The organism is Olivibacter sp. EAT-5 (assembly GCF_044784325.1).
GTDB classification, from domain to species: domain Bacteria; phylum Bacteroidota; class Bacteroidia; order Sphingobacteriales; family Sphingobacteriaceae; genus Olivibacter; species Olivibacter oleidegradans.
This window is the reverse complement of record NZ_CP173028.1, coordinates 5771809-5795943: the sequence shown is the minus strand read 5'-3', so window position 1 is coordinate 5795943 and position 24135 is coordinate 5771809. Positions and strand designations below refer to the sequence as shown.

The following is a 24135-nucleotide window of genomic DNA, read 5'->3' as shown; positions in this document are numbered from 1 at the left end:
AGCAAAGGATTCTTAGACATTAAAAATAGCCGGATATTTTCTTGCTGCCATTAATATTAAATTCATTGAATCCGTAACCCAAATTTCACCATTTTCAACCATACGAAGCGCTTCCGATGCCGGTAACGTAATTACTTCTATATTTTCAGTGATGTCCAGACGTTGTACAGCATTGAATTCAGCATTAAATAAGATATAGCCATAGGTTATTTGTTTGAGTTTAGTTGGATTAATAGCAAAACGACAGATAAATTTCAAATCTTCCTCAGCGGCTTTGATTCCACACTCTTCTTCAAGCTCGGCTACGGCTGATTGTTTTAGCGTTTTATCCTTTTGTTGCATTCCTCCGGGCACTTCGATTAGAATTTCGCCAAGCCCATGTTTATATTGACGAGTAAGTACCACCTGATTGTCAGGAGTAAAAGCTAAAACCTGCACCACATCGCCCAGTGGAGATAAAAAGTAATCATCTACGATCAGACCATTTGGTAATTCTACTTTTTGCTTATGTAGAGGATACCAGACGCTTGGCGAAATATCCTCGTCTTCTAAAAGAGTCCACGGTTTTATTCTATCAGACATGACGTAAAAGTAACTGTTTTAACTTATTTGTTAACTAATTCAGTACAATTTTATAGGAGGAATAATGATAATACGGCTACTGCTCTGATAAATGTCAGTACCTAAGTATTGCAGAAACGGTGGAAAATCAAAATGGCGATAGACCGTCATGAATAATCAGCTTAGACTATGAATGCGCGTAGTGTAGATTGATTGTCGACATAATATCATACATATCAAAGGGTTTACGTATATATCCATCTGCTCCGCATTCCAGTGCAATTGATGGAATATCCCATAGTCCGGATATCATAATTACCGGTACATGCTGGTAATTACTTAAGGATTTAAGCTGCTTACAAAGATCGCTTCCCTGACACCATCGCAGATTTTCATCCATTAAAATCATGCCTACCTCATGTTCATCCAGCAATCTATACAAGTTTTTCCCGGTGTCCATGATAACTTCAATACCTTCATAATCGAGAATATCCATAATCAGACCTTGCATCTCTGAATCGTCTTCAACGTATAACATTGTTTTTTTCTTAGTCATAGCGGTATAGCATAACTTCGCACAAATTACACAAGTGAAAAAAAGCTTTATATTGTTTAGCCTCTAACGGCAAAAGGAACTGCGCGACATGAAGTTATAACAAATACCGTGCAAAATATATGATAATATTAGTTTTATTTGTTTATGTTGTTTATTATCAGTTTGTTTAATATAGTGTTAATTAAAAACATTAACGGTTTCTTTGTTTTCTTACTTCAATTCAATAGGTCAAGGTTTTTGAGAAGTTTCCATGCATAGGAAACGAATAGATTTCATTTTTGATTTGGCCACCCTTTTGGATCCGGGTGGCTTTTTTATCAAAATTTGATGAATAGAATCGTTCTTTGGTTAATCATAACGATCATTACGCCAAGGATAAGCGGTATTCGAATAACCACGCTCCTCCCAGAAGCCTGGTTGGTCCTGGTTCAGGAATTCAATTCTTTTTATCCATTTGGCGCCTTTCCAAGCATAAAGTTGAGGTGTAATCATACGACAAGGCCCGCCGTGTTCCTTCGCCAGCGGTTGGTTCTCAAAGGTATGCACTAAAAGCACGTCTGGCTTCAAGGCCTCTTCTAATGAAAGGTTAGTAGTATAAGTATCATAGCCATGACAAAGAATATGAGTTGCGTCTTCGTGAGGTTGCACAAGTGCAGCTAAATCCAACATACTGACACCAATCCAGCTCATATCCAGTTTGGACCAAGTAGTGACGCAGTGTAAGTCGGATATGTCATGGGTCTGTGGTAGTGCCATAAAATCTTCCCAAGTTAACATAACCGGATGCTTTACATTGCCGTCTATCCTTAAACGCCAACGATCTAGCGAAATATCGGGCTGATAACCGAGGTCTAAAACCGGCCATTTGGTAGTTACAACCTGTCCTATAGGAATAGTTGGCATCCCATGCCGATTTATTTTACCCGTCCCCATGGGTTTGTCGTCCGCCATAGAGGGCGTATCTTTCATTTTTGCTGCGAAACGTGCTTTTAATTTCATTCTCGCCTCTACAATACGATTCAATTTTGCTGATCCTTCCATATCGGGTTTCATTAAGTGTCTGTCATATCAGTTATCCTCTTCATCCGGGACGGTATATTTAAATCGGAACAGCTTAAATAAACCGAGAACAAGTAGTACTGAAAAAACGATGTCGATAAAAAGATACCCAAAGTGAAAGTCCTTTATTTCAGCAAAAAGTCCTGTCTCCACGTTTTGACCAACTGATTTTCGGAGGAATATAAGCGGAAATCCCATCGTTGTATCATCGGTGTAAGGCATACCGCCACGATAGGAAAACGCAGTAAAAAAAGTAAAAAGTAAAACGGTGCCCGCTCCCCAAAGTAATATTCTATATTTTTTCATAGTTGGCGACAGTTTTTTAGTGCGTTTACAATGCCACTAACTTTCCGTTACGATAGTTACTTACAAACTAAGATAAATTGTTTTATACATAATATCATCGAATTGCATAAAAGTCGTATAGCTGTCTCTCTTCCGCTTCTTAAGGTTCTTTTATAGAAAAAATACAAGTACACTAGCATATTATTTCACATGTACAAGGTATAAATTATCTGTTGAAAAATGTAAAATTGATTGGTCAAATTTAATGTGTATCGCACCGAATGTTCATTTTTCCAAACAAATTTGTTGTAAAAAATGACGTAGGCATTGTCGTGCTCAATGAAAATGCATCTTCACCATCGCTATATTCAGTCGTTACTGAACGACAAATCTAAACCTCATATAACAAGGAACTGTACAAATCAGAGAGGTTATTTGGAGAGCACGAATGAGTAAAGTTAATAATTCCGAGCAATTGGTTCAGGAATAAAATAACTGAGGTCATTACAGGGTATAACTTCCAGCGAACCGCTAAAGACAAACTTACCCGGCAACTTCAAGTGTTGTTTATAGAGTGCAGCTTTATCGTATGACTCCCGTCCAATTGCAAAAGACGTTATTAAGTCCAAGCGCTGGCCAATTGGCGGGTATTGGTTGATTTCCACGGGTTCGCTAAAGGGAAAATATACAAAATCCGCTTGTTTACTGATATAGCTCGGCGATTGCGGAAATTCGGATTTTGTGACGCCTATAGATAATAATTTACTAGGTGCCAATTCTTGTGATGACCTTATCCCCCTTGGGGATAAGGATTGGGCGTTGGCTGATACACTAAAGGAAAGGGCCAACATGAAAGCAGTTATTATTTTCATCCGTTTTAATTGTTTAAAAACTCAATTGCTTGCTGTACGAAATCAAGTGCATATTGAAAAGCAGCCGCATGACCCGCATCTTTATAGACGATCAGCCGCGCATTTGGTATATGCTCAGACATCTTTATAGCATTTATCACCGGAGTGGGAACATCTTCCTGACCTTGTGCAATCAAAACCGGTTGTTTAACTGTTGCCAACTCTTTCAGGGCATCCGGGTAGGGGGTAGCCCATTTCAGTACCGCGGTTAATTCTGCTGTGGCACTTTGTGCACTCAAGGGAAGATCGCGATCGATTACACGCTTTTGAATTCTTTCGTAGACGCGTTTTCCTGCTTGCCGGCTAGCGTTGGATTTAGTGAAACCAACATGTAAAAAACTCTCCTCCGGACTCAGATTTGCCGTGCTTTCCAGCAGCTCTGGTAACTTCGAAAGCCCTTCACTACCTTTGGGTCCTGTTCCGGTTAAAATCAGTTTATTTACAAGGGTAGGTTCAGTTAATATAATCTGCTGACTGATAAATCCGCCCATTGAAAAACCCAGAAGATTTACTTTCTTATACCCCAAAGCTTTTATAAAGGCTACCACACCCTTAGCCATATCAGGTATATTTTCGGGCGTGTGGCCGCTTGAAGAGCCAACCCCTTCAAGATCAAATAAGATTACTTTATTCTTTTCGGCTAAGCCATTTGTAATGGCAGGATCCCAATCATCCATAGAGCTACCCAAAGGAGAAATCATAACGAGCGGTATATCATCCGTTTTGCCTAAAACCCTGTAAGCAAATTTAACTTCTCCTACTTTAATAAATTGGGTGCTTGCTGTTTGATGATAATCTATTTCATCCATATTGGAGCCTTCTTGCGGACCGTCCTCTTTTTTACAGGATAATAGTTGAAGCGCGACTAGTACTGATAAGATAATTTTTTTCATATTGTTGTTTTTAGTTAAGGCAATAGGCTAATAAATTGGACTTCGTGAAAAGGAATCGGCACATCGTTAATATATGTACTGTTAACTTGTTATAGCTGAGTTGCTGCTTTCATAATTACCTCTGCTACTGCTTCCGCTTGTGAAATAAAAATTACATGACTACCCTTAATTTCAGTGACATCAGCGTGCGCGCGCTTATACATAACCCGCTCCGTCTCCGGATTGAGGACCTTATCTTCCGTGGCAACAATGGCGTAGCTTGGTTTCATTTTCCAAGCCGCGTTTTCAACGGGCTCCTCAAAACACTTTCCGATAATCGGTACCTGTGAAGCGTTCATAAAGTCGCTCTGCGCTTTACTTAAATCACCGGCAAAACCAGCATGAAATTTCATCGGATCAAAATATACAAACCCAAACCTGTCCGCTGCTGTAAACCCAGCTTCAGGTGCTGCAGGCGCGGCTGCAACCCATTTTCCAGTTGTTTCACCTTTATCTGGCATAAAGGCAGCTACATATACCAAACCACTTACCTTTGGGTGTAAACCTGCTTCGGTAATCACGGTGCCTCCCCAAGAATGACCTACTAAAATTACCGGGCCATCCTGCGCTTCAATAACACTTTGCGTTTCGGCAACATCGTCCCTAAGTGAAGTCAATGGATTCTGGACAATACTGACATGGTAGCCCTTTTTAGTAAGAATGTCGTAAACTCCTTTCCAACCCGAACCATCCGCAAAAGCGCCGTGCACCAGTACGATATTCTTTACAGGAACGCCTTGTGCATAAGCATTTCCCGTGGCTATAAGTAATTGACAGCTTATCAGAAGTGTAGCTACAAGGGTTAATTTGATGGTATTAAACCATTTACATGTTGTTTTCATTTGTTTTGAGATTTGTCGTGAATATATTTGTTGATTTATCAGCTATTGTGAAGCTTTGGCGTAATCATCAGCTTCTATAATGGCTTTGGCAAAAGCTTCAGGTGCTTCCTGCGGTAAATTATGTCCAATACCCCCCTGAAGAGTTCTATGTCTGTATTTACCTTTAAATTTGGCAGCATATATAGCAGGGTCGGGGTGAGGAGCGCCATTTGCATCGCCTTCGAGTGTGATGGTTGGAACATTTATCACCGGGCCCTCAGCCAGCTGTTTTTCAAGGGAGTCGTACTGGCTTTCACCTGCCGCAAGACCCAAACGCCAACGATAATTGTGAATGACGATTGCAACATGATCGGGATTATCCAAGGCAGGTGCAGACAGCTCGAATGTGGTATCATCAAATTCCCATTTGGGTGAAGCCGTTTGCCAAATAAGCTTTGCAAAATCGCGCCGATTTGCTTCATAGCCCTTGCGGCCACGTTCGGTTGCAAAATAAAATTGGTACCACCATGATAACTCTGCTTTTGGCGATAGGGGATTTGCATTTGCTTGTTGACTTCCAATTAGATAGCCGCTTACAGAAACCATCGCTTTACAACGTTGCGGCCATAAGGCAGCTATAATATTGGCCGTGCGGGCCCCCCAGTCAAACCCACCAATAACAGCCTTATCGATTTTCAGTGCATCCATCAACGCAATAATGTCCATCGCAATTGCTGACTGCTGTCCATTTCTGGGTGATTGGTCCGAAAGAAACCTTGTACTGCCATGGCCACGTAGGTAAGGTACAATAACTCGATAACCTTCGTTTGCCAATAAGGCGCTAACCTCCGCGTAACTGTGGATATCATAAGGCCAGCCATGTAATAAAATAACTGCTTGACCGTTGGTTGGACCAACTTCGGCATAACCAAGGTCCAATACGCCGGCTTTTACCTGCTTAATTATATCAAAAGATGAATTTCGGAATCGAGGGCTTATGCCATTCTCAGTTAAAAAAGGAATTTTACTGTTCTCTGCTTTCAATAGACCTATGCCGCTCATTTCTGCCGCAACAACGGTTAATGCAGCGACGCTTAAAAAGCGCCGACGCCCATATTTGACTATTTGTTCCATCATGATAAAATATGAATTTAACACTACTCCTTACCGTCGCTTTGTGATTGGTAAGTGGAACAAAAGTAGTTCGGGATGAACTCCCAGAGAATCATTAAATGGTTGAATAAGGCAGATTAGGTCTTGAATTTGGCATTTTTCATTGTCAAACTTATTTTATTCCTTTACCTATTTCGAATGGCAGTTTGTACCCGGTTTTAGACTTGTCTAGTTCGGCCTGCGTATTGTCCAGATCAGATGTAAACCGGTCCATTTCGATAAATTCATAGAAGTATTATCAATCCAATTTGTTAAGTTTGATGCCATATCCATTTATATGAATAGCAATTTTTTCCGAAAGAAATATCAAACAGATTGTTTGTTTAGCGATCTGATTTAATCAGCTAGCTATATGAAGCTTTTTTTAGTTTTTTATGAAAGCAGTGAGGACATTTAAAATTTCCCATAGGCTCATCTGGTTCAGCTCGCTTTTTTTAGGAATGCTCACGGCCGTACCTAAAATTGCAGAACACCAGTTTCGCCCTTACGAGGCTTTAGTCGATTCATCCGTAACCTTTCTATTTGCCTTGATTATATGGTATTACAATGTCTATAATTTGCCAAGATATACGGCCAATAACCCGAAAGGTGGTTTCTCGACAAAGCAGCTGCTGAAAGGGCTTTTCTTTGGTTTGGTGCTCATGTTTTTGCTTGCTTGCATACAGCAATATCTCTTATCACATCTGCCTTTTGGTCCCGTGATGCTGATGTTTGAGGTGCGTAGTATCCTCATTAGCAGTGCCTTCTATATGTTTATCCATCTTTTGTATCAAAGTTATCTTAATCAACAGGTCAGCGTAGAACTGGAGCGGACAACAGCTGCAAATGTATGGGCCCAATACGAATTATTAAAGCAACAGGTAAATCCACATTTTCTATTTAATAGTTTAAACACACTCAAATATATGGTTGAAAGCGGAGATCCGCAGGCAGTCAATTTTATTTTAAAACTATCCGACTTTTATCGTTTCACGTTAGAAAGCAGAAAACTTGATTTGATTGATCTTTCAGAAGAATTAAAGATATTAGAAGCCTATATGTATCTGTTGAAAGCACGCTTTGAAAACGGGATTGAACTATCAACCAACTTGCCGGAAAAAGTACATACTTCACCGATTCCACCTTTCACTTTGCAGTTATTGATAGAGAATTGCATAAAACATAATATTGTCTCCTTAGAAAAGCCCCTACAAATACGCCTTTATTTGGATACGGATTATTTGGTGATAGAAAACAATATCCAGCTGAAGCGAGAACCGGAGTCTTCCACCGGATTAGGACTTGAGAATATTAACCAGCGCTACCAACATCTTTTAGACAGGGAAATAGTAATTGAAGTCACCGATAACACATTCACCATTAAATTACCAGTTATTTATGAAAGCAATCATCATTGAGGACGAGATCAAAGCGGCCAAATCTTTAGAGAATATGATTGTAAAATTGCGTCCTTCTACCTGCATATTGGCTAAATTGCAAAGTGTAGAGGCATCCATAAGTTATTTATCAAATCACGAGATGCCGGAAGTGATATTTATGGATATTCAATTGTCCGACGGACTTTGCTTCGAGATTTTTAAATCCGTGAATATTACCTGTCCTATTATATTTTGTACTGCCTACGGGGAGTATGCCTTAGAAGCAATAAAGGCTAACGGTGTTGACTATCTACTGAAACCATTCGCTGAAGCCGATCTTGAAACAGCTTTTGGAAGAATCGATAACTTTAAAAATTTCTTTCAACAACATACAGGAACCAATCTGCAAGAGCTGATTCGTAGAATGAATGTAGATGATGGAAAAAAAAGTTTTTTGGTTTTTAAGAACAATAAATACCAAACGGTACAAACCGAACAAATTGCCTATGTCTATATTAATTATAACGCTCCATCTATCGTTACTTTCAAAGGAGATGAGTATGCCATTAACCAATCATTGGATCAAATACAGAATCAGTTATCGAGCAGACAGTTTTATCGATTAAATAGGCAATACCTTATCAACTTTACGGCTATAAAAGAAGTAGAACATTACTTTGCCAGAAAACTGTTTGTCCGCTTGCATATCGCTACACCCGAAAAGCTTTTAATCGGAAAGGAAAAAACAGCGGCATTTCTGCACTGGTTGGAAGACCGATAGTCTGGCCAAGCCTCAAAATTCCGTCTACAGGTCCTAATTTGTCTAATCCACCAAGATATTCGTTTCCTTCCGACGTTTCCATCACTATTTTCGCTATTGAAAATAGAAAAACACAGATTATGGAGGCAATAAGAAGAAAGAGAAAACAGCGATTATACCTGGCATTGCTTGGGATAATTAGCCTGTTTATCGGTATTCAGTTTTTTAACCAACCTTTAGCGGGTAAACCGATCACCGGTGCTATTGAAGCTCCGAAAGAAGTACGGGCCATTCTCGAGCGGTCATGTTATGGATGTCATTCTAACGAGCAAAAGCTGAACTGGCTAGAGCGGACTGCCCCAGTTTCTTGGATAGTAAATAAAGATGTGAATCGGGCACGAGAAGTATTAAATTTTTCCGAATGGGGAAAATACTCGCCAGCAGAACATGAAGGGAAAATGTACGCCATACTCAACATGCTAAAGGCTGGGAAAATGCCTCTACCGGCATATACCTTATTGCATCCTACCGCAAAAATCTCGAAAAAAGATATAGCAGTGATTAACGCGTACACTTTATCCTTATCAAGAAAGGACACTACTGCAAATAGCTCTTTCGCACATCCGGAAGCAATTCCAACTATTTCGGAAGAAAGGTTTTCTGTTTCGCCCAATGGTATAAAATATACGGACGCTTTTAAAAACTGGAAGGTGATCAGCATGAGTACGCTGTTTGACCATTCTATCCGGGTAATTTTTGGAAACGAGATCGCCGTAAAAGCGATTGAAGAAGAAAATTTTCACCCCTGGCCTAAAGGCAGTTTAGTAGTGAAGGCCGTTTGGGAGCAAACAGAAGGGCCCGACGGCGAAATCCGAGCAGGTAAATTCATCAATGCACAATTCATGGTGAAGGATGCTGAGCAATATAAGAATACAGAGGGTTGGGGCTTTGCCAAATTCAGTGGCCAACAATTAATCCCCACTGGCAAAACGGCCTTATTTGCACAGCAATCCTGTATCAGCTGTCACCGCCAGCTAGCGGAATCTACCGGGTATCTTTTTGATGTACCCTTAAAAGTAAATCGTAAAGAACTAATCTCAAAAATAATAAGAAATGAATAAAATGATTTTTATGCTAGTGCTTATTGGTACGTTGCTTAACAGCTGTGTCGACAAAGCGGAAAACAAGGGTTATAGTCGTGTTGTATTTGATCCTGGGGCCTTAAAATTTATTGCATCTTCCGTGAATAAAAAGCACCAAACCATGGCGGCCTTATATGGCAACGAAAAAGCCTACCAAACTTTGTCAAAAGGCGATAGCTTACCTGCGGCAGGTAGCGTTCTACGCTTGGTTAGGTGGCGCTATCATGATAATCCCCAATACACTGGAGGCACCATAAACGGTGAACTCTTAAGTGTCGAATCGATTGAAAGTGATGGAGTGGGTGCCATATCGTATCAGCTTAATAAAGGGACGCCGCAAAACGGAAATAATAAGCCGGAAGACCAGCAAAAAAGAATAAGCTATATCATGGGGTACAAACCGGTCTTCTAGCCGCTAACTCACTCGGCGAAGCTATACTATCTCATCTTAAATTCAATTACTAAATAAAAAATGAAAACAACAAAAATTATTTACTGGTCAGGAGTTATCTTTATGTCGCTTTGGTTTGGAGCGAGTGGCTATTTCGAACTGACGAGAAATCCAATTGTATGGGGTATCACGCAGCAATTGGGATATCCATCACATTTTATCTACCTATTAGGTGTTTTTAAGCTTTCAGGCGTTGCCGTACTCTTGCTTCCTAATAAGCTCATTCGACTAAAAGAATGGGTATTTGCAGGAATGTTCTTTGATATTATCTTCGCTTTCTTTTCTAAAATAAGTGTAATCGGTTTTCCTGCTACGGTTGATGCACTCGTTGCTTTTAGCGTATTAACGATGGTCTACATCCAGTTTAGAAAACTGTATCCCATAAAATATACGACGTTTTCCCTATAGTAAAAAAAGCAAACCGTAAAGGTTTGCTTTTTTATTTTGAATAAATCACCTTTAGCTCTACTAAAGCGTTATTCCGCCATCCACAATAATTTCCGTACCGGTAATAAAAGACGCAGCGTCATCACATAAGTAAGTGACCAATTTGGCAACATCTTCCGGTTCACCCATTTTTTTCAATGGAATATCGTTGATTAGCTGTTCTGTAATGCTTTTTAACGCCATTTCTTCCAAGCCTGTTTTCCTCATTATTTCCGTTCTATGCGGGCCTGGACTTACAATATTTACCCTGATTTTTCTTGGCGCCAATTCTGCCGCTGCTGTTTTCGCTATTGAATTTAAAGCCGCTTTGCTTGCCTGATAAATAGAACTGTTTGGTTTGTAAGTAGACGCTACGATCGAGGAGAGTATCACAACCGAAGCACCGTCACTTAGTAAGGGAATAAATTTGCTCAACGTGAAATAGGCACCTCTAAAATTGATATTCATCACACGATCAAAATTTTCTACACTCGCTTCCTCAATGGCACCTAAGGTTCCGGTAATGCCAGCGTTGATGAACAGAATATCCACTTTACCAAATTGTTCATTAACCGATTCGACTAAAAGTTTCGTATCACTTAGTTCCGCTTGATCAGCCAAGAAGGGAATCGCTCCTAATTCTTTAGCCGCTGCTTCTATTGCTTCTCTACGCTTCCCGGTAATAATGACTTTTGCACCTTGCCCAATCAGCTCTTTTGCCGTTGCGTAACCAATGCCGCTATTCCCGCCGGTTACAAGGGCTATCTTATTTTTTAAATTATTCATTTTTTTATTTTTTTATAAAGATATGCTGAAAATGGTATACTTTTGTAATCAGTATAACAGAGTATATCAGGTAACATAAATAAAAATGGAAAGAAGTCAAGAAGAAGAACTCAGGGCTTTGCAAGACACCCTATACTTTATCGGCGGGAAATGGCGGATACCTATCATTAATTCCATTTGCAACGGTAACAGGCGTTTTCGGGAAATTGAACGGAGTATTCCAGGTATCACGACACGGATGTTATCTAAAGAACTGAAGGAGATGGAATTAAATAAATTGGTGAAACGAACGGTTTATGTAGACACGCCGGTATTGATTGAATATGAACCAACAGGATACTGTAGAACTTTCGGTAATATTATCCAGGAAATGATTAATTGGGGGAGAGCGCATCGGGATGTAGTAACAAAAGAAGCCGCAGAAAGTTAACCAAGTCGTTTATGTGTATAGGAGTATCTGATGTGCTAAAAAGCATTTTGAAAATAGTATTAAATTTGGCGACGCAAAATACAAGGCCTGTTTGCAGCTCTCCGAGGTTGAATCGGTTAAACGCCCTGCGGCAGAACAGGAAATAAAATATATGTCGAACATCCTAAAAAAAATTCTTATTAGCTTGGGCTTAGCCTGCACTTTGATTCTGCTTGCCATAACTTTCATTACTAATTTTCTCTTTAAACCTGAGAAGATAACGCCCATAGCACTTAAGGCGATTAATCAACAATTGGATGGACAGGTTTTTTGTAAAAGCGTCGAATTAACTTTTTTTTCTTCTTTTCCACGCTTCGGTGCTCGTCTACATGACGGATATATTCTTTCGAGAGACAGGAGAGATACCCTAGTTATTTTCAGTGACTTTCGGGGCGCCGTCAACATGACTAAATTACTTTTAAAAAAAGAAATAGATATTGAGCGAATTACATTGCGCAGGCCGCGACTTCATTTGGTAGTGGATCAGCACGGTAACGCAAATTATGATATTCTGAAGAAGGAAACGGCTGAAGCTACTGACACAAGCGATGTCCAATCGGCAATAAAAAAAATTCATATTAAATCGCTTCGCATCGAAGATGCCAGTTTTCACTATGAAGACAAAGGATCAAGACTTGATTGCCGAATCCCGCATTTGGCTATTAAAATTGGGTTTGTTTACGACGAGGATCACCTCCTGTTAAAATTACATTCAGATAGTAAGCAGCTAACGGTCACGAAGGGTGGATTTGTCTTTATCCGGCAATTGAACAGCCTTTTGGATACGGATATGAAGCTTGATAAGAAAAGTCGAAAACTCAGCTTTACCAATGGAACGCTAAAATTGAACGATATAGACTTTCTGCTGGACGGCGTCTTTGAACGACCCAATGGCAGAAAAGCTGTAAATGTATCATTGCAAGCTAAAATGAAGGTGCCATCGCTGGCAAATTTATGGAAAATGGTGCCAAAAAGATACCTTAAGACAACAGATGTTGATGTTGGCGGTAGGGTGTTTTTAGTGTTGCAGACAAATGGTGTATACGGTGAAGGCAAGCTGCCTGTATCAAGGGCACAGCTTAAAATACATGGCGGTTCTCTGCGTTATAAAAAGTTTCCGGGCCAAATTACCGCCCTAGAGGCAGATGTAGAAAGTCTTTTAGACTTTAATGAGCGCCAACGTTCCGCAGTACGTATCAATAAGATGCTAATAAGAGGAACGGGCATACACCTTAGCGGTAGCGTATCAGCACAAAACCTGTTGGATAACCCGGAAATTGAACCGGATGTCGAAGCAAATATCGATCTTACAAAAATTGGGTCAACATTTCCTATTGTCGAGGGATTGCAGCTCGGTGGAAGAGCGTTCATAGATCTCGCGGGAAAAATTACGTATACGGCTCAATCGGGCTTTGATTATCGCGATCTGTCATTACAAGGTAATGCTAAGCTCGCGGATCTACAAATAAACATGGCTAAAGAGGAGCTTCTTTTTCATACACCTTATACTGCACTGAGGCTGAAAAGAGATGAAAAGAATGGATTGTCCGGACAATTGGATATAGATAGGCTTAATCTACAATACGGAAAAAAACATAAGCTTACGGTGCAGGCACTTCATGCGCAGCTTTCAGGATCTAAAAAAGTCGACAAACGCTTACCGCTGAAATCGAAGATCAATTTGGCGGCTCTTCACTATCAATCTACAGACAGTATGAATGTACGCATTGAGAAAGCTTCCATCGCTGCTGCGGTTGGCCCAGGTAAGCTGCCACGTGCTCCCCATTTTGTTACTAGCTTCGACGCGCAGAATTTAGCCCTGCACTATGGGCAAATGACACTGATCGTTGATAAAGGGTCTTACCAATTCAATGTCGAGAAAAATGAGCAGAAGCAATGGTGGCCAATAGGATCCTTTAGCTTTTCGAAGCTTAAGGCGGCCATTCCTAATGTCGGTATGCCGCTGTCGGTTAATCGTTCCCTTATTACTGTAAAAGGACATGATATTCACCTAAACAATGCTTTTGTGGCGCTTGGCGACTTCAAGATGAAGCTCGACGGCGAGGTACGCAACATCTTTCCGGTAGACAAGCGGGATACGCTTTTGTATGCTGATTTAAATCTGCATGCCCGCTATTTGGATATTGACGAGTTAATGGGCGTATTGAAAGCCGAAAGCGCTAACGCAGGAGTTATAGAGCGTATGGCGGCGCCAGCGTTGACCGCCGCGCCACCCGTAACACCTATAGCAGACTCTACTCGTTTTACATTACCTACCAATATTCGTTTTACCTTTAACTCCTTTATAGAGCAATTGAAAATGGGATCATTAATGCTGAACAATCTTAAAGGTCAAGCCCGTGTTGATAACGGGCAGTTGAATTTACATGATTTCAGTTTAAAATCCGGTGAGGCTTCTCTGCAAACCAAACTGCGTTATAAACCACTGGCGAATGGTCAAGCTAGAATGCAATACGTGATTGACGTACGTAACATGAAAATGAATCAATTGAAGGATTTTGCCCCCACGTTAGACACTCTTTTCCCTGTTATAAAATCACTGGAAGGTAATGCAGATTTCAGTATAAAAGGCTCTGCTAATCTGAATAACGATATGGAGATCGATATCGGATCAGTAAGAAGTGTAGCCGCGTTGCGAGCTACCCACTTGGCCGTGCAGGACAATGAAGCGTTTAGGGAGCTGGCCAAAACCTTCAAGTTTAAAGAGAGAGATAGCACTTATATTGATTCACTGAACGTAGAAATGTTAATTAAAGATCGGCAGCTAGAGATTTTACCCGCTTTGGTCGAAATTGACCGTTATCGCCTAGCAGTAGGAGGCATACAACATATTGATCTGTCCTATGATTATCATATCTCGGTACTAAAATCTCCGGTCCCTTTTAAAATGGGCGTAGATGTAAAGGGTAAGATACCTGACTATAATATTAGCATGACAAAAGCCCGATATAAGTATTATTTTACCGATAAAGAACGTTTAGCCAAAAAAGCCGATAGTACCATTATCCGTAAGAGAAATGCGGTTCTGAAACTGGTCAATTTTGAGTAAAGGAAACGCTAAAGAGAGTTCAATTAGGTGATTTCAATCGGTAAAGTTTGCATATAGAAACTTTACCGATTGAAATCATTATTTGATTTATTCTAAGGTCGGATTAAACGTACCACCCCAGTTATTGTTCTGTTCAATTTTAGGATTTTTATCGATTACGCTTTCCTGAATCGGAAAGAAATAATAGCTTTCAGGTAACGAGTTTACTTTAACGCCTGATAGGGGAATTTGTAAAATGCTGTATTTAAAATTGTTTTCCATCAGTTCGTATTTATCGGCAAGTGCCCGTGCCTGTCCCATCGCCATTTCTGATCCATCATCATTAATCGCAATCGCTTCTACACCATGTTTTGTGGTGCCGTCTAAACGATTTAACATTCGTAGCCGACGTAAATCCCAAAAGCGATGTCCTTCGAAGCAGAACTCTATATTACGTTCTGCCAGAATCGCCTCACGCATTTGATCTCTCGTTATTGCTTTGATTCCGTAGTTACTGTCTCCACCAGCTTCAATACCGGCCCGTTGGCGTATTTGCTTTAAAATATCCATCGCTTCACCGATTCTCCCTGTTTCATTAGCGGCTTCTGCATAATTCAGCATAACTTCCGCAAAACGCATTAGCACAAAATCGACATCATATTGTTGCACTTCCGCCTGTGTTAGTTTCAGCAAACTATTTTTTTCGATAAAAAAACCACTGTACCTATTGAGATTGGTTGAATTCACACCAGCTTTTGGATTCACACCAAAATCATCCAATTCATGTGCTATGCCTAGTGATGTATATTGCCGTTTTCCCGTTTTGCCGGAAACAGCATAGGGTTTTCCGTTCCAAACGATCGACTTATCGAAACGGGGGTCTCTATCTTCCCAATATTGCTGGAGAAAGGCAGCCTCCGTTTTATAATAGGCGCTCGTGGGATCGTTATATAGTTTGCCATCTTTCATCGGGAATTCTTTTATGAACTCCCAAGTTGGACATGCATAGGCGGGGCCACGGCTTTCGGATCCCGGTCGGACACCATAATCCCATGAGGCGACTTTATTGGGATAGGAATTTACCACGGCAAAGATTACTTCGGGGCCTTTTTCCACTAAAGCGATATTCGCATAGTCCTCCGTCAACCGATAACCCCTTGCCTGCAAATCATTAAAGGCCTTTTTGTTTTCCTGATAAGCGGCTTCCCAGTATGAATTGTTCCAAGGGTTAGCAGGATTGAATTGAGGAGAGGCCTTATAAAGAAGTACTTTTGCTTTAAAAGCGAGCGCAAAACTAGCGTCAATTTTTCCATAGTCAGTAGATGAGGTAGCGATGCGCTCCGGGAGCTTAGCAATTGCTTCATCCAAATCACGAATAATTAAATCGAAGCACTCGGCTGTAGAGTTCCGCGCTACATAAAGGTCATCTTCATAGCGATCTTGCGGTACGGTGATATAGGGTACACCGCCATGATATACTACCATCCAAAAATACGCATAAGCACGCATAAACAAAGCTTGACCAGTTATGCCGTCTTTTGTGGCTTGGTCTAAAGCACCGGCATTGACATCCCTGATAGCTTGATTTATTAAACGTATATTACTGTAATTCCATGATTTAAACTCGCCATTCGAAATCGTCACCCGATCGGGATAAAAATTAATGCCGATCAACTGCTCGCTATCCGAATCGGCGCCTGGATTCCAGTTGCCGAACATGGGGTAGATATTAGCCATATAAGCGTTTGCCAAATTGGGGTCATTCCAAACCTGCTGTGGGTCGTAATTGTCGATATCTTCAATATCAAGTACCTTTTTGCAAGAGCTTGCAAAAACACCTATAAAGCATAAAATAATATATATATTCCTTTTCATCTTGTTTCTATTTGTTACCGTATTATTTGCCTCGTTAAAACCTGACATCCAAACCAAAAGTGAAGGTCTTCATAATAGGATAGGAGTCGTAATTTTTTTGCTCGGGATCTTGAAACTCCTTCATATCTGACAGCACAAATAAGTTGGTTCCGTTAAAGTATAATTGCGCGTTTTCCAGCTTTAGTGCAGATACCCAAGATTTCGGCAGGTTATATCCCACATTAAGTGTTCTCAAACGGAGATAGCCCCCATTTCGGATCCAGAAAGAAGACGCACCTGTTCCGGATTCATACCAATTCTGCCCAATTGGGCGAGGATATTCACCATCTGGATTTTCCGGTGTCCATACCTTGTCAGATGCCCATACAGGATAATAAGGTCTTACAGTACCTCCGTGCTGCCTCATACCTGCTCCTTCTTGGTTGCTGATAATTCGATCGTAATTGAGCACGCCCTGAAAATGCGCTTGTAAAGAGAAGTTCTTATAAGCGATGTTGAAGCCAAAACCATAGTTAATCCTAGGAGCCGCATTTGTCGAGAGCAACTGATTATCATTACCGTCTATTTTTCCGTCAGGTCCCGGAGCGTACCCATCACCCCGTACATCCTCGAAGTATAAACCACCTAAATAGGGATCACGTCCAAATTGTTTAAAACCTTGTGCGAGTAATTCATCCAGTTGTTCTTGGGTTCTTATAATTCCCAGTGTCTTTAGACCGATAATCCTTTCGGCAGGTTGTCCAATACGCGATTCGAAGTGGCGATAGCCACCAGGTCCATAAGCCGCACTTTCGTCAAAAATATCCCAGCGGTCTTTTGCATACCCCGCATTTGCCATAATGGAATAGTTAACCTCATTATTGGCCGCATTGTCGTTCCATTGTAAAGTGATTTCGCCGCCTCTCCAGGATCTAGCTGCGTAATTTTCCGGTGCTAGCGCCTGCCCATAATTATCAGGTAAAGTCACTAAACGAGAGCCGAGAATATCCGTTTCTTTCCTTAAAAATAGATCGAGCGTTCCACTCAAGCGATTATTAAAACCTGCCGCATCCAAACCGATGTTATAACTCGTAGAGGTTGCCCAAGTTAGATTCGGATTGGGCGTCGCCCCTGGTGCGATGGCTCCGTAAAAGCGATCGCCAAACATATACCCGCCGGAATTAATGTACCTTGCTACATAAGAAAAAGGATTTATCTTTTCGTTATTGACGTCTAAGTCGTTCCCGGTGGTTCCGTAAGAACCTCTAATCTTCAGTTCATTAAAAGCATTGGTGAACTTCTTGAAGAAGCTCTCTTCTGACAGACGCCAAGCGGCAGAGACTGATGGGAAAAAGCCCCAACGCTTATTTTCAGGGAATAAGGTATTCCCGTCGTAACGGAAAGAAAACTCAGCGATATATCGACTGTCAAAATTATAGTTTACTCTTCCTATGTATGATTGCCGGGCGCCTATTTCTTCCCACCCGTTCGCTTCGCGGAATTGCCTGTCGGTAGGATAAGCAAACATCTGATCTAATGAAGTTAGCGGATTTTCGGCTCTTGCATAGGATGCATAACCGCCATTCTCAGCCTGCTCAAAAACAAATAATGCATCTACACTGTGTTTATTGAAGGTCCGCGTATAATTTGCAAACCAGTTGAACTGATAGCTCCAATCGTTCGTTAGTTCATAGCTCATAAAGGGCTGATTTTGGCTGAAGGTAAAAGTGTTTGTCTTATTCGGGTCAGGAGGCCCAGGCAAAAAGCGATTACCATCCGGATCTGCTTGATTGAAGACATAGTTCTTTTGGAACGTTAAATATTTTTTTCGCATGTAGTCTTCACCCAGATAGCTTCCTACCACTTTTGTAGAGAGGCCCGGAATAAATTTATCCAGCTTAATGTTAACCGCTAGTATCGGATTGAATTGACGTTGCCGGGTCTTGATATAGCGATCACCTACGACCTGATCGATCACGCTCCAAGCCTGCCAACTCCCCATTGGCGTCTGGATAGGATAGGGAGTTACATAATTGGCTGGTGTCCCATCTGCTTCGACGTAGAAAGGATAAGTTTTTGGCCAGTTGAAGGTTACCCGATATAAATCGGACACATCAAAGTCATCATCGCCGGTAAAAGGCCAATAAAAGCGATCTAGATTTTGTTGGTACGCAGAGAGATTCAAATCAACAGAGATACTTTCACTGATTTTAGCCGAGACATTACTGCGAAGATTAAATTTACCATGATCTACCGTTTTATACGATCCGTTCTCGCCACGATAGCTTAGTAATGAATAGTAGGTTATCTTCTCGGATCCTCCGCTAACGCTCAACGCTTGGCGATGACTCGTTGGATTTCGCCAGATCATGTCGTGTACATTGTAGCTTTTATCCTTAAAATAGTCGAACTCTTCTTGTCCGTTAGGTGGAGGTGTTCCGTTAAATTCCGCCACCCGATTTTGGTAAATTAATTCATCCGTTGCTGTTGTGAGGTCAGATAGCAGTGGCATGGTTGGGCTGGACGTTGTATAATTAGATTGAAAATTAAAGGTAGGTTTTTGCTCAATTCCTTTTCGGGTTGTTACCAGCACAACTCCATTTCCAGCTCTCGATCCGTAGATAGAGGCCGTTGCAGCGTCTTTCAAAAAGCTCATTTGGTCTACTTCAGATGCCTCCAATGCGTCAAAAGCGGCTTTGTCTCGCACAACACCATCAATAACATAAAGCGGTTCGCCAAAACTACCCCTAATTCGAATTTGAGAAGTAGCGCCTGAGAGCCCGGATGTATTAGTGACGTTTACACCTGGGGCGCGACCGGCTAGTGTATTAGACAGATTTGCCGGTGCAATATTCGTCAGTTCCCTGGCGTTAACCGAACTAACCGCCCCTGTAAGATTTACTTTCTTCTGCGTTCCATATCCAACAATAACAACTTCTTCAAGATCGCTGATCATATCTTTTAATACTACGTTAAGTTCGCGTTCTCCTGCGAAGTTGAGTTCTTGTGTCTCAAAGCCCAAATTGCTAAAAATCAAAACAGCCTTAGGGGGCACGTTTAATTGGTATCTTCCCTCACTATTGGTTTTAGCGGCTATTGTTGTTCCTTTTACAGAAATTGTTACTCCCTCTATGGGGGCGCCACGTTCATCGGTGACTGTGCCATATACACTTGTTTGACGAAAAAACGTCGATAGTCGCTTACTTGCATGTGCATGAATGGATATGCTGCTTCCTGCCGTGCAAAATGAAACAAGGAAAACATATAAAAGATTGATTGAAATGTGCCTTTTTTTAGGCAATAGGAATCCTGTACTAATCATATAGCATAGTTTAAGGGTTTTTGTTAATAATTTTGTTGCTTTGTTTGGCGTGACGTCCGCCTACAAGAATAAGTTTAACGCTCTCTCATAGTTCTTCATAATTTAGTAATACACACAATCATTCAGTCGAATACTTCGTCCTTACGGTAAAGACGAGTTCACGATTTTTCCTAGTTTATTGTGGTCAAATTGGTTACTGCGTGAGCAAACATATTCAAGCCTATATAAAAAAACAAATTGGTTTCGAGATCAATCGATTGCGTAGTTTACGCACACGTGTGCGTAAACGCAGGCTGTAACAACAAGAGGAGAGGGGGGTGAAGGCCTCTCTTAAAGAGGCCTGAATTGCATTTTTGTTACCGTTGCATGTGAAGAGTAAGATAACCTGAGAAACTTCTAGGCAATAAGGCGGCAGTCGCTACTATAGATCCGTCTTTAAGACAGCCCCATTGCTGGCATTTGTTACTAAAGCCCTGTATTGGCTAAGCCATCGCGATTGCAGCTTTTTTTTGAGGGGCACAAAATTCGCTTTTCTCTTCCCAATTTCCTCATCACTTAACTTAACCGATAAGATGTAATTGTCTACATCGATATGAATTTCATCTCCGTCTTCGATTAAACCGATCATACCACCCTCAGCCGCTTCCGGAGATACGTGTCCAATGGAGGCACCTCTAGTTGCTCCGCTAAATCTACCATCTGTTATTAGTGCAACAGAGCTTCCCAAACCCATGCCCATAATCAAGCTTGTGGGCGTCAGCATTTCTTGCATTCCAGGACCGCCTTTTGGACCTTCGTAGCGGATAACTACCACATCACCCTCTTTAACTTTTCCGCCGATTATGCCATCGACGGCTTCCTGTTGACCATTAAAACAAACGGCTTTGCCGGTAAATACCCTAGAACCCGTAAGCCCTGCGGTTTTGATAACGGCACCTTGTTCGGCCAGATTTCCATACAGAATTGCTAAGCCACCCACTTCACTGTATGGGTTATCGATGGTACGTATAATATTTTTGTCCTTAATTTCGGCTCCTACTATAAGTTGTAAAAGGTTTTCGCCGCTGATTGTTAAATTGTCTATAAGAATATTATTACTCCTTTTGGTCATCTCTTTCATCACAGCACTAACGCCACCTGCCCGATTAATGTCTTCCATATGAACATTCGTTAGGCTTGGCGAGATTTTAGCAATGTGCGAAACATTCCGTGAAATTGCGTTAATATCTTTCAGTTGAAAATCTAAACCTGCCTCATTTGCAATAGCAAGCATATGTAAAACAGTATTGGAACTACCACCCATTGCCATATCAACAGCAAAGGCATTTCGAACGGCGTTTTCGTTCAATATATTTTTCAGGGTGAATTTTTTACGTGCTGTCTCTTCTTTTGCAATCTCACAGATGCGTCGAGCCGCTTTTCTATAAAGTGTCTCCCGTTCGACTGTTTGGGCAAGGATAGTTCCGTTACCCGGTAGGGCTATGCCCATTGCCTCCATCAAGGTGTTCATAGAATTAGCCGTAAACATACCCGAGCAGCTTCCCGCACTTGGACAGGCATTACATTCGATATCCCGAAGTTGTTCCTCGCTAATAACCCCAGCCTCGTGCTTGCCCACTGCCTCAAATGCAGATGCGAGATCGATGGGAGTACCATCTTTTTTATAACCTTTTGCCATGGGACCTCCACTCACAAAAATGGTAGGTACGTTTACACGTAGTGCACCCATGATCATACCAGGTACTATCTTATCACAATTTGGTATAGCAATCATGGCGTCCAATTTGTGTGCGTTCATTACACTTTCTATTGAACTGGCAATTAATTCTCTACTCGGAAGCGAATACAGCATACCGTCATGTCCCATAGCAATGCCATCGTCAATTCCAATGGTGTTGAATTCAAAAGGGATGCATCCGTTTGCACGAATCTCCTCCTTAATGATGTTCGCCACCTTGTTCAAAAAAAAGTGTCCGGGAATAATCTCTATGAATGAGTTGGCTACACCGATAAAGGGCTTCTCGAAATCTTCATCCTTTAATCCGGTGGCTCTAAATAAAGACCGGTGTGGCGTTCTATGGTATCCTTTTTTTACTTCATCACTTCTCATGACTGATTTGCTTATTTACTTACCAATTTTGTTTTTGAAACGGGTATGCCGTTTTGATTCTACTATTATAAATTTGATTTTAACCTACTGAGTGTTTCGGGTGATATATTCAAATAAGCCGCTAAGTTTGCATTTGATAACCGCTGTACAAGTTCCGGGTTATTTTTTAGTAAGTTGCGATAACGTTCTGTTGCGCTCTGCGTAAGTAATCCGCTAAGCTTCGATGTAATAACGGTGAGACCGTATTCTAGGATATAAATATACATTTTGTCCCATGCCGGGATCGTCGTCCGCAATCGAAAAAAATCATGGTAGGAGATCACGAATAATTCCGAAGTTTCTACAGCCTGTATATATTCAGGTGCCGGTGTTCTTGAAATAAAACTAACAATTGACGTTAAAAAAGTATGCTCAAAAGCCATAAACCTTGTCGATACGCCGTGGTTATCATTATTGTAATAGAGCCGCAGACATCCCTTTTCAATAAAAAACAGCTTATCTGCTACAGCACCCTCTGCAAGTAATAATTCGTTTTTTTTGGCGACAAGTGGCTTGAAATACCTCAGTATCTCGAGAACCTGCTTTTCTTCAAGTTGTGTTTTTCGTTGTATAAGGTCCTTTAGCATGTCAGACATCACCGTGAATTACAAGCCAAAGTTGCATTAAATAACTTTTAAAAACATTGACTTGCGTCAAAATCGAGCAACCGTATTCATGTTAAGGATTAGCGCGGTCGGCCGTTAATTCAGGTAAATAAGCCCGCCAAGTAATAAGCTTCGTTTTTAAGTCAGCTACGATATCCGAATGCGATGCGGCAACATTGTTAGTTTCATATTTATCATCCACGATATTATATAATTCTACATTATCAGCTTGGTAGTCAACTAACAGTTTCCACTTACCCGACCGGATCGCTAAGTTCGGACTCCGGTCTCTTCCTTTGGGATAGTTAAAAGCATAATCATTTCGCCCATATTCCCAATACATATCTTTTTCTCTTGAGGAGGGCTTTCCTAAGAATACCTTCATTCTATCCTCGCCATCTCCTTTGTAATTAGGTGGTAGTGGAGCAGCGGCAATATGTGCCAAGGTGGGAAACAAGTCGCTTGAATTCAAGACCGACACACTGTCCGTCTGACCCGCAGGTGTATGGCCTGGCCATCGCACGATAAAAGGCATACGAATACCACCTTCGTAGAGTGAGAGTTTCGTGCCCCGCAAGCCGCCCGCCCTGCTGCCCTTAAAGCTCGGTAGCGGACCATTATCACTGGTGAAAATGATCAGCGTATTTTCAGCTAAACCCAGTTTCTCTAAGCCGTTAAACAACCTGCCCATTTGTTTGTCAAATTCAGCTAATACCAGTTTAAAAGCCTTCTCTTCGTCCGGATTCATTGGGAATTTACCCGATTGCCGACGATTTTCTTCCGGTACCCATGGCGTGTGCATGTCATCCGGCCAAAGGTTCACGAAACAAGGTACACCCTTATGCCGACGGAGGAAATCAAGCGTTTTATCTACAAAGTAAGCCGTTCGGTCCCAACGTTTGATGCTGTCCTCATCAGACCAGATCCAGTCCCTTGCAGTTAGGGCAGGGTCAGGATCCGGACTTTCGTACGTGCTGGCGTGCTCGTCAAAACCATATTTCTTAAAGCCCGGTGCATTTTTAATATCGCGGCCACCGCCCATATGCCACTTTCCAAAATGCCCGGTGGCGTATCCCGCTGCTTTTAATACTTTTGCCAATGAGGGGGCGTTTACATTCAAATAGTTTGCTTGCTCTGCACGCGCATTGCTTCGCCGATCATTCAGGAAGGTCGTGAAATTCCATTCAGCAGGGAACATACCCGTCAGGATACTGGTACGAGAAGGGCTGCAAATAGGAGCGGCGCTATAATACTGCGTATATTTAGTGCCTTCTTTAGCCAGTTGATCCAAATGGGGGGTGGGAACAAACTGGCCTCCAAAAGTGCCTATGTCGCTGAATCCCATGTCATCTGTAAGAATAATAATGATATTAGGTTTTTCTTGACCACGCAAATTGCCTGCCAATAATAGCAGACAGAAAAGACATATAAACTTACAATATAGTTTCATTTTTTTTCAACCCGAT

General features: G+C 41.4%; 21 protein-coding genes. 7 read left to right on the top strand and 14 right to left on the bottom strand.

What is annotated here, in order from left to right; genetic code table 11:
• Positions 1-12: 12 nt before the first annotated feature.
• From ACH11B_RS24250 to ACH11B_RS24215, 8 genes are all read right to left on the bottom strand, one after another.
• Complete coding sequence (locus ACH11B_RS24250) at positions 13-582, bottom strand: NUDIX hydrolase (protein WP_130858402.1); 570 nt, start codon at positions 580-582, stop codon at positions 13-15.
• A gap of 166 nt (positions 583-748) precedes the next feature.
• On the bottom strand, positions 749-1099 hold the full coding sequence (locus ACH11B_RS24245) for a PleD family two-component system response regulator (protein WP_157622287.1): 351 nt from the start codon (positions 1097-1099) through the stop codon (positions 749-751).
• A gap of 366 nt (positions 1100-1465) precedes the next feature.
• A complete protein-coding gene (locus tag ACH11B_RS24240; protein WP_149105962.1) occupies positions 1466-2158 on the bottom strand; it encodes a sulfite oxidase-like oxidoreductase in 693 nt (230 codons plus the stop codon).
• 27 nt (positions 2159-2185) lie between these two features.
• Positions 2186-2482, bottom strand: coding sequence for a hypothetical protein (locus tag ACH11B_RS24235; protein ID WP_149105961.1), 297 nt, complete (start codon positions 2480-2482; stop codon positions 2186-2188).
• Positions 2483-2919: 437 nt separating this feature from the next.
• Positions 2920-3333, bottom strand: coding sequence for a hypothetical protein (locus tag ACH11B_RS24230; protein ID WP_377610843.1), 414 nt, complete (start codon positions 3331-3333; stop codon positions 2920-2922).
• Between the two features lie 5 nt (positions 3334-3338).
• Positions 3339-4265 carry an alpha/beta fold hydrolase gene (locus ACH11B_RS24225; RefSeq protein ID WP_377610841.1) on the bottom strand — a complete coding sequence of 309 codons (927 nt, stop codon included), beginning with the start codon at positions 4263-4265 and terminating at the stop codon, positions 3339-3341.
• Positions 4266-4354: 89 nt separating this feature from the next.
• On the bottom strand, positions 4355-5146 hold the full coding sequence (locus tag ACH11B_RS24220) for an alpha/beta hydrolase (protein WP_377610840.1): 792 nt from the start codon (positions 5144-5146) through the stop codon (positions 4355-4357).
• A gap of 42 nt (positions 5147-5188) precedes the next feature.
• Positions 5189-6262, bottom strand: coding sequence for an alpha/beta fold hydrolase (locus ACH11B_RS24215; RefSeq protein ID WP_377610838.1), 1074 nt, complete (start codon positions 6260-6262; stop codon positions 5189-5191).
• A gap of 410 nt (positions 6263-6672) precedes the next feature.
• On the opposite strand from ACH11B_RS24215, the gene ACH11B_RS24210 reads away from it, so the two are divergent.
• The 5 genes from ACH11B_RS24210 (at position 6673) to ACH11B_RS24190 (ending at position 10417) form a co-directional block, all read left to right on the top strand.
• Positions 6673-7695, top strand: a complete 1023-nt coding sequence (locus ACH11B_RS24210; RefSeq protein ID WP_130858396.1) for a sensor histidine kinase — start codon at positions 6673-6675, stop codon at positions 7693-7695.
• Positions 7676-8437, top strand: coding sequence for a LytR/AlgR family response regulator transcription factor (locus ACH11B_RS24205; RefSeq protein WP_377610836.1), 762 nt, complete (start codon positions 7676-7678; stop codon positions 8435-8437). Before ACH11B_RS24210 ends, ACH11B_RS24205 begins: the two co-directional genes overlap by 20 nt.
• 119 nt (positions 8438-8556) lie before the next feature.
• Complete coding sequence (locus tag ACH11B_RS24200) at positions 8557-9537, top strand: heme-binding domain-containing protein (RefSeq protein ID WP_377610834.1); 981 nt, start codon at positions 8557-8559, stop codon at positions 9535-9537.
• Positions 9530-9970 carry a hypothetical protein gene (locus tag ACH11B_RS24195; RefSeq protein WP_377610832.1) on the top strand — a complete coding sequence of 147 codons (441 nt, stop codon included), beginning with the start codon at positions 9530-9532 and terminating at the stop codon, positions 9968-9970. Before ACH11B_RS24200 ends, ACH11B_RS24195 begins: the two co-directional genes overlap by 8 nt.
• Positions 9971-10030: 60 nt before the next feature.
• Positions 10031-10417, top strand: coding sequence for a DoxX family protein (locus ACH11B_RS24190; protein ID WP_377610830.1), 387 nt, complete (start codon positions 10031-10033; stop codon positions 10415-10417).
• Between the two features lie 60 nt (positions 10418-10477).
• Here the strand turns inward: ACH11B_RS24190 and ACH11B_RS24185 are convergent, their stop codons facing one another.
• Positions 10478-11221, bottom strand: a complete 744-nt coding sequence (locus tag ACH11B_RS24185) for a glucose 1-dehydrogenase (protein ID WP_377610828.1) — start codon at positions 11219-11221, stop codon at positions 10478-10480.
• Between the two features lie 85 nt (positions 11222-11306).
• Here ACH11B_RS24185 and ACH11B_RS24180 point away from each other — a divergent pair, with 85 nt between their 5' ends.
• Positions 11307-11651: a winged helix-turn-helix transcriptional regulator gene (locus ACH11B_RS24180; protein ID WP_377610827.1), complete on the top strand. Its 345-nt coding sequence runs from the start codon at positions 11307-11309 to the stop codon at positions 11649-11651.
• Positions 11652-11802: 151 nt separating this feature from the next.
• A complete protein-coding gene (locus ACH11B_RS24175; RefSeq protein ID WP_377610825.1) occupies positions 11803-14760 on the top strand; it encodes an AsmA-like C-terminal region-containing protein in 2958 nt (985 codons plus the stop codon).
• Positions 14761-14847: 87 nt separating this feature from the next.
• Here the strand turns inward: ACH11B_RS24175 and ACH11B_RS24170 are convergent, their stop codons facing one another.
• The 5 genes from ACH11B_RS24170 to ACH11B_RS24150 all read right to left on the bottom strand — a co-directional run bounded on the left by ACH11B_RS24170 (position 14848) and on the right by ACH11B_RS24150 (position 24119).
• Positions 14848-16614, bottom strand: a complete 1767-nt coding sequence (locus ACH11B_RS24170) for a RagB/SusD family nutrient uptake outer membrane protein (RefSeq protein ID WP_377610823.1) — start codon at positions 16612-16614, stop codon at positions 14848-14850.
• 34 nt (positions 16615-16648) lie between these two features.
• Positions 16649-19915 carry a SusC/RagA family TonB-linked outer membrane protein gene (locus ACH11B_RS24165; protein ID WP_377610821.1) on the bottom strand — a complete coding sequence of 1089 codons (3267 nt, stop codon included), beginning with the start codon at positions 19913-19915 and terminating at the stop codon, positions 16649-16651.
• Positions 19916-20336: 421 nt separating this feature from the next.
• Positions 20337-22025, bottom strand: a complete 1689-nt coding sequence (ilvD, locus tag ACH11B_RS24160) for a dihydroxy-acid dehydratase (RefSeq protein ID WP_149105953.1) — start codon at positions 22023-22025, stop codon at positions 20337-20339.
• A 65-nt stretch (positions 22026-22090) separates the two neighbouring features.
• Positions 22091-22660 carry a Crp/Fnr family transcriptional regulator gene (locus ACH11B_RS24155; RefSeq protein WP_377610819.1) on the bottom strand — a complete coding sequence of 190 codons (570 nt, stop codon included), beginning with the start codon at positions 22658-22660 and terminating at the stop codon, positions 22091-22093.
• Positions 22661-22742: 82 nt separating this feature from the next.
• Complete coding sequence (locus ACH11B_RS24150) at positions 22743-24119, bottom strand: sulfatase-like hydrolase/transferase (RefSeq protein ID WP_377610817.1); 1377 nt, start codon at positions 24117-24119, stop codon at positions 22743-22745.
• Between the last annotated feature and the right edge of the window lie 16 nt (positions 24120-24135).

What these genes read in the sequence shown, in the direction of transcription:
- ACH11B_RS24250 (WP_130858402.1), bottom strand. Translation starts at nt 582, where the DNA reads ATGTCTGATAGAATAAAACCGTGGACTCTTTTAGAAGACGAGGATATT.
- ACH11B_RS24245 (WP_157622287.1), bottom strand. Translation starts at nt 1,099, where the DNA reads ATGTTATACGTTGAAGACGATTCAGAGATGCAAGGTCTGATTATGGAT.
- ACH11B_RS24240 (WP_149105962.1), bottom strand. Translation starts at nt 2,158, where the DNA reads ATGGAAGGATCAGCAAAATTGAATCGTATTGTAGAGGCGAGAATGAAA.
- ACH11B_RS24235 (WP_149105961.1), bottom strand. Translation starts at nt 2,482, where the DNA reads ATGAAAAAATATAGAATATTACTTTGGGGAGCGGGCACCGTTTTACTT.
- ACH11B_RS24230 (WP_377610843.1), bottom strand. Translation starts at nt 3,333, where the DNA reads ATGAAAATAATAACTGCTTTCATGTTGGCCCTTTCCTTTAGTGTATCA.
- ACH11B_RS24225 (WP_377610841.1), bottom strand. Translation starts at nt 4,265, where the DNA reads ATGAAAAAAATTATCTTATCAGTACTAGTCGCGCTTCAACTATTATCC.
- ACH11B_RS24220 (WP_377610840.1), bottom strand. Translation starts at nt 5,146, where the DNA reads ATGAAAACAACATGTAAATGGTTTAATACCATCAAATTAACCCTTGTA.
- ACH11B_RS24215 (WP_377610838.1), bottom strand. Translation starts at nt 6,262, where the DNA reads ATGATGGAACAAATAGTCAAATATGGGCGTCGGCGCTTTTTAAGCGTC.
- ACH11B_RS24210 (WP_130858396.1), top strand. Translation starts at nt 6,673, where the DNA reads ATGAAAGCAGTGAGGACATTTAAAATTTCCCATAGGCTCATCTGGTTC.
- ACH11B_RS24205 (WP_377610836.1), top strand. Translation starts at nt 7,676, where the DNA reads ATGAAAGCAATCATCATTGAGGACGAGATCAAAGCGGCCAAATCTTTA.
- ACH11B_RS24200 (WP_377610834.1), top strand. Translation starts at nt 8,557, where the DNA reads ATGGAGGCAATAAGAAGAAAGAGAAAACAGCGATTATACCTGGCATTG.
- ACH11B_RS24195 (WP_377610832.1), top strand. Translation starts at nt 9,530, where the DNA reads ATGAATAAAATGATTTTTATGCTAGTGCTTATTGGTACGTTGCTTAAC.
- ACH11B_RS24190 (WP_377610830.1), top strand. Translation starts at nt 10,031, where the DNA reads ATGAAAACAACAAAAATTATTTACTGGTCAGGAGTTATCTTTATGTCG.
- ACH11B_RS24185 (WP_377610828.1), bottom strand. Translation starts at nt 11,221, where the DNA reads ATGAATAATTTAAAAAATAAGATAGCCCTTGTAACCGGCGGGAATAGC.
- ACH11B_RS24180 (WP_377610827.1), top strand. Translation starts at nt 11,307, where the DNA reads ATGGAAAGAAGTCAAGAAGAAGAACTCAGGGCTTTGCAAGACACCCTA.
- ACH11B_RS24175 (WP_377610825.1), top strand. Translation starts at nt 11,803, where the DNA reads ATGTCGAACATCCTAAAAAAAATTCTTATTAGCTTGGGCTTAGCCTGC.
- ACH11B_RS24170 (WP_377610823.1), bottom strand. Translation starts at nt 16,614, where the DNA reads ATGAAAAGGAATATATATATTATTTTATGCTTTATAGGTGTTTTTGCA.
- ACH11B_RS24165 (WP_377610821.1), bottom strand. Translation starts at nt 19,915, where the DNA reads ATGATTAGTACAGGATTCCTATTGCCTAAAAAAAGGCACATTTCAATC.
- ilvD (WP_149105953.1), bottom strand. Translation starts at nt 22,025, where the DNA reads ATGAGAAGTGATGAAGTAAAAAAAGGATACCATAGAACGCCACACCGG.
- ACH11B_RS24155 (WP_377610819.1), bottom strand. Translation starts at nt 22,660, where the DNA reads ATGTCTGACATGCTAAAGGACCTTATACAACGAAAAACACAACTTGAA.
- ACH11B_RS24150 (WP_377610817.1), bottom strand. Translation starts at nt 24,119, where the DNA reads ATGAAACTATATTGTAAGTTTATATGTCTTTTCTGTCTGCTATTATTG.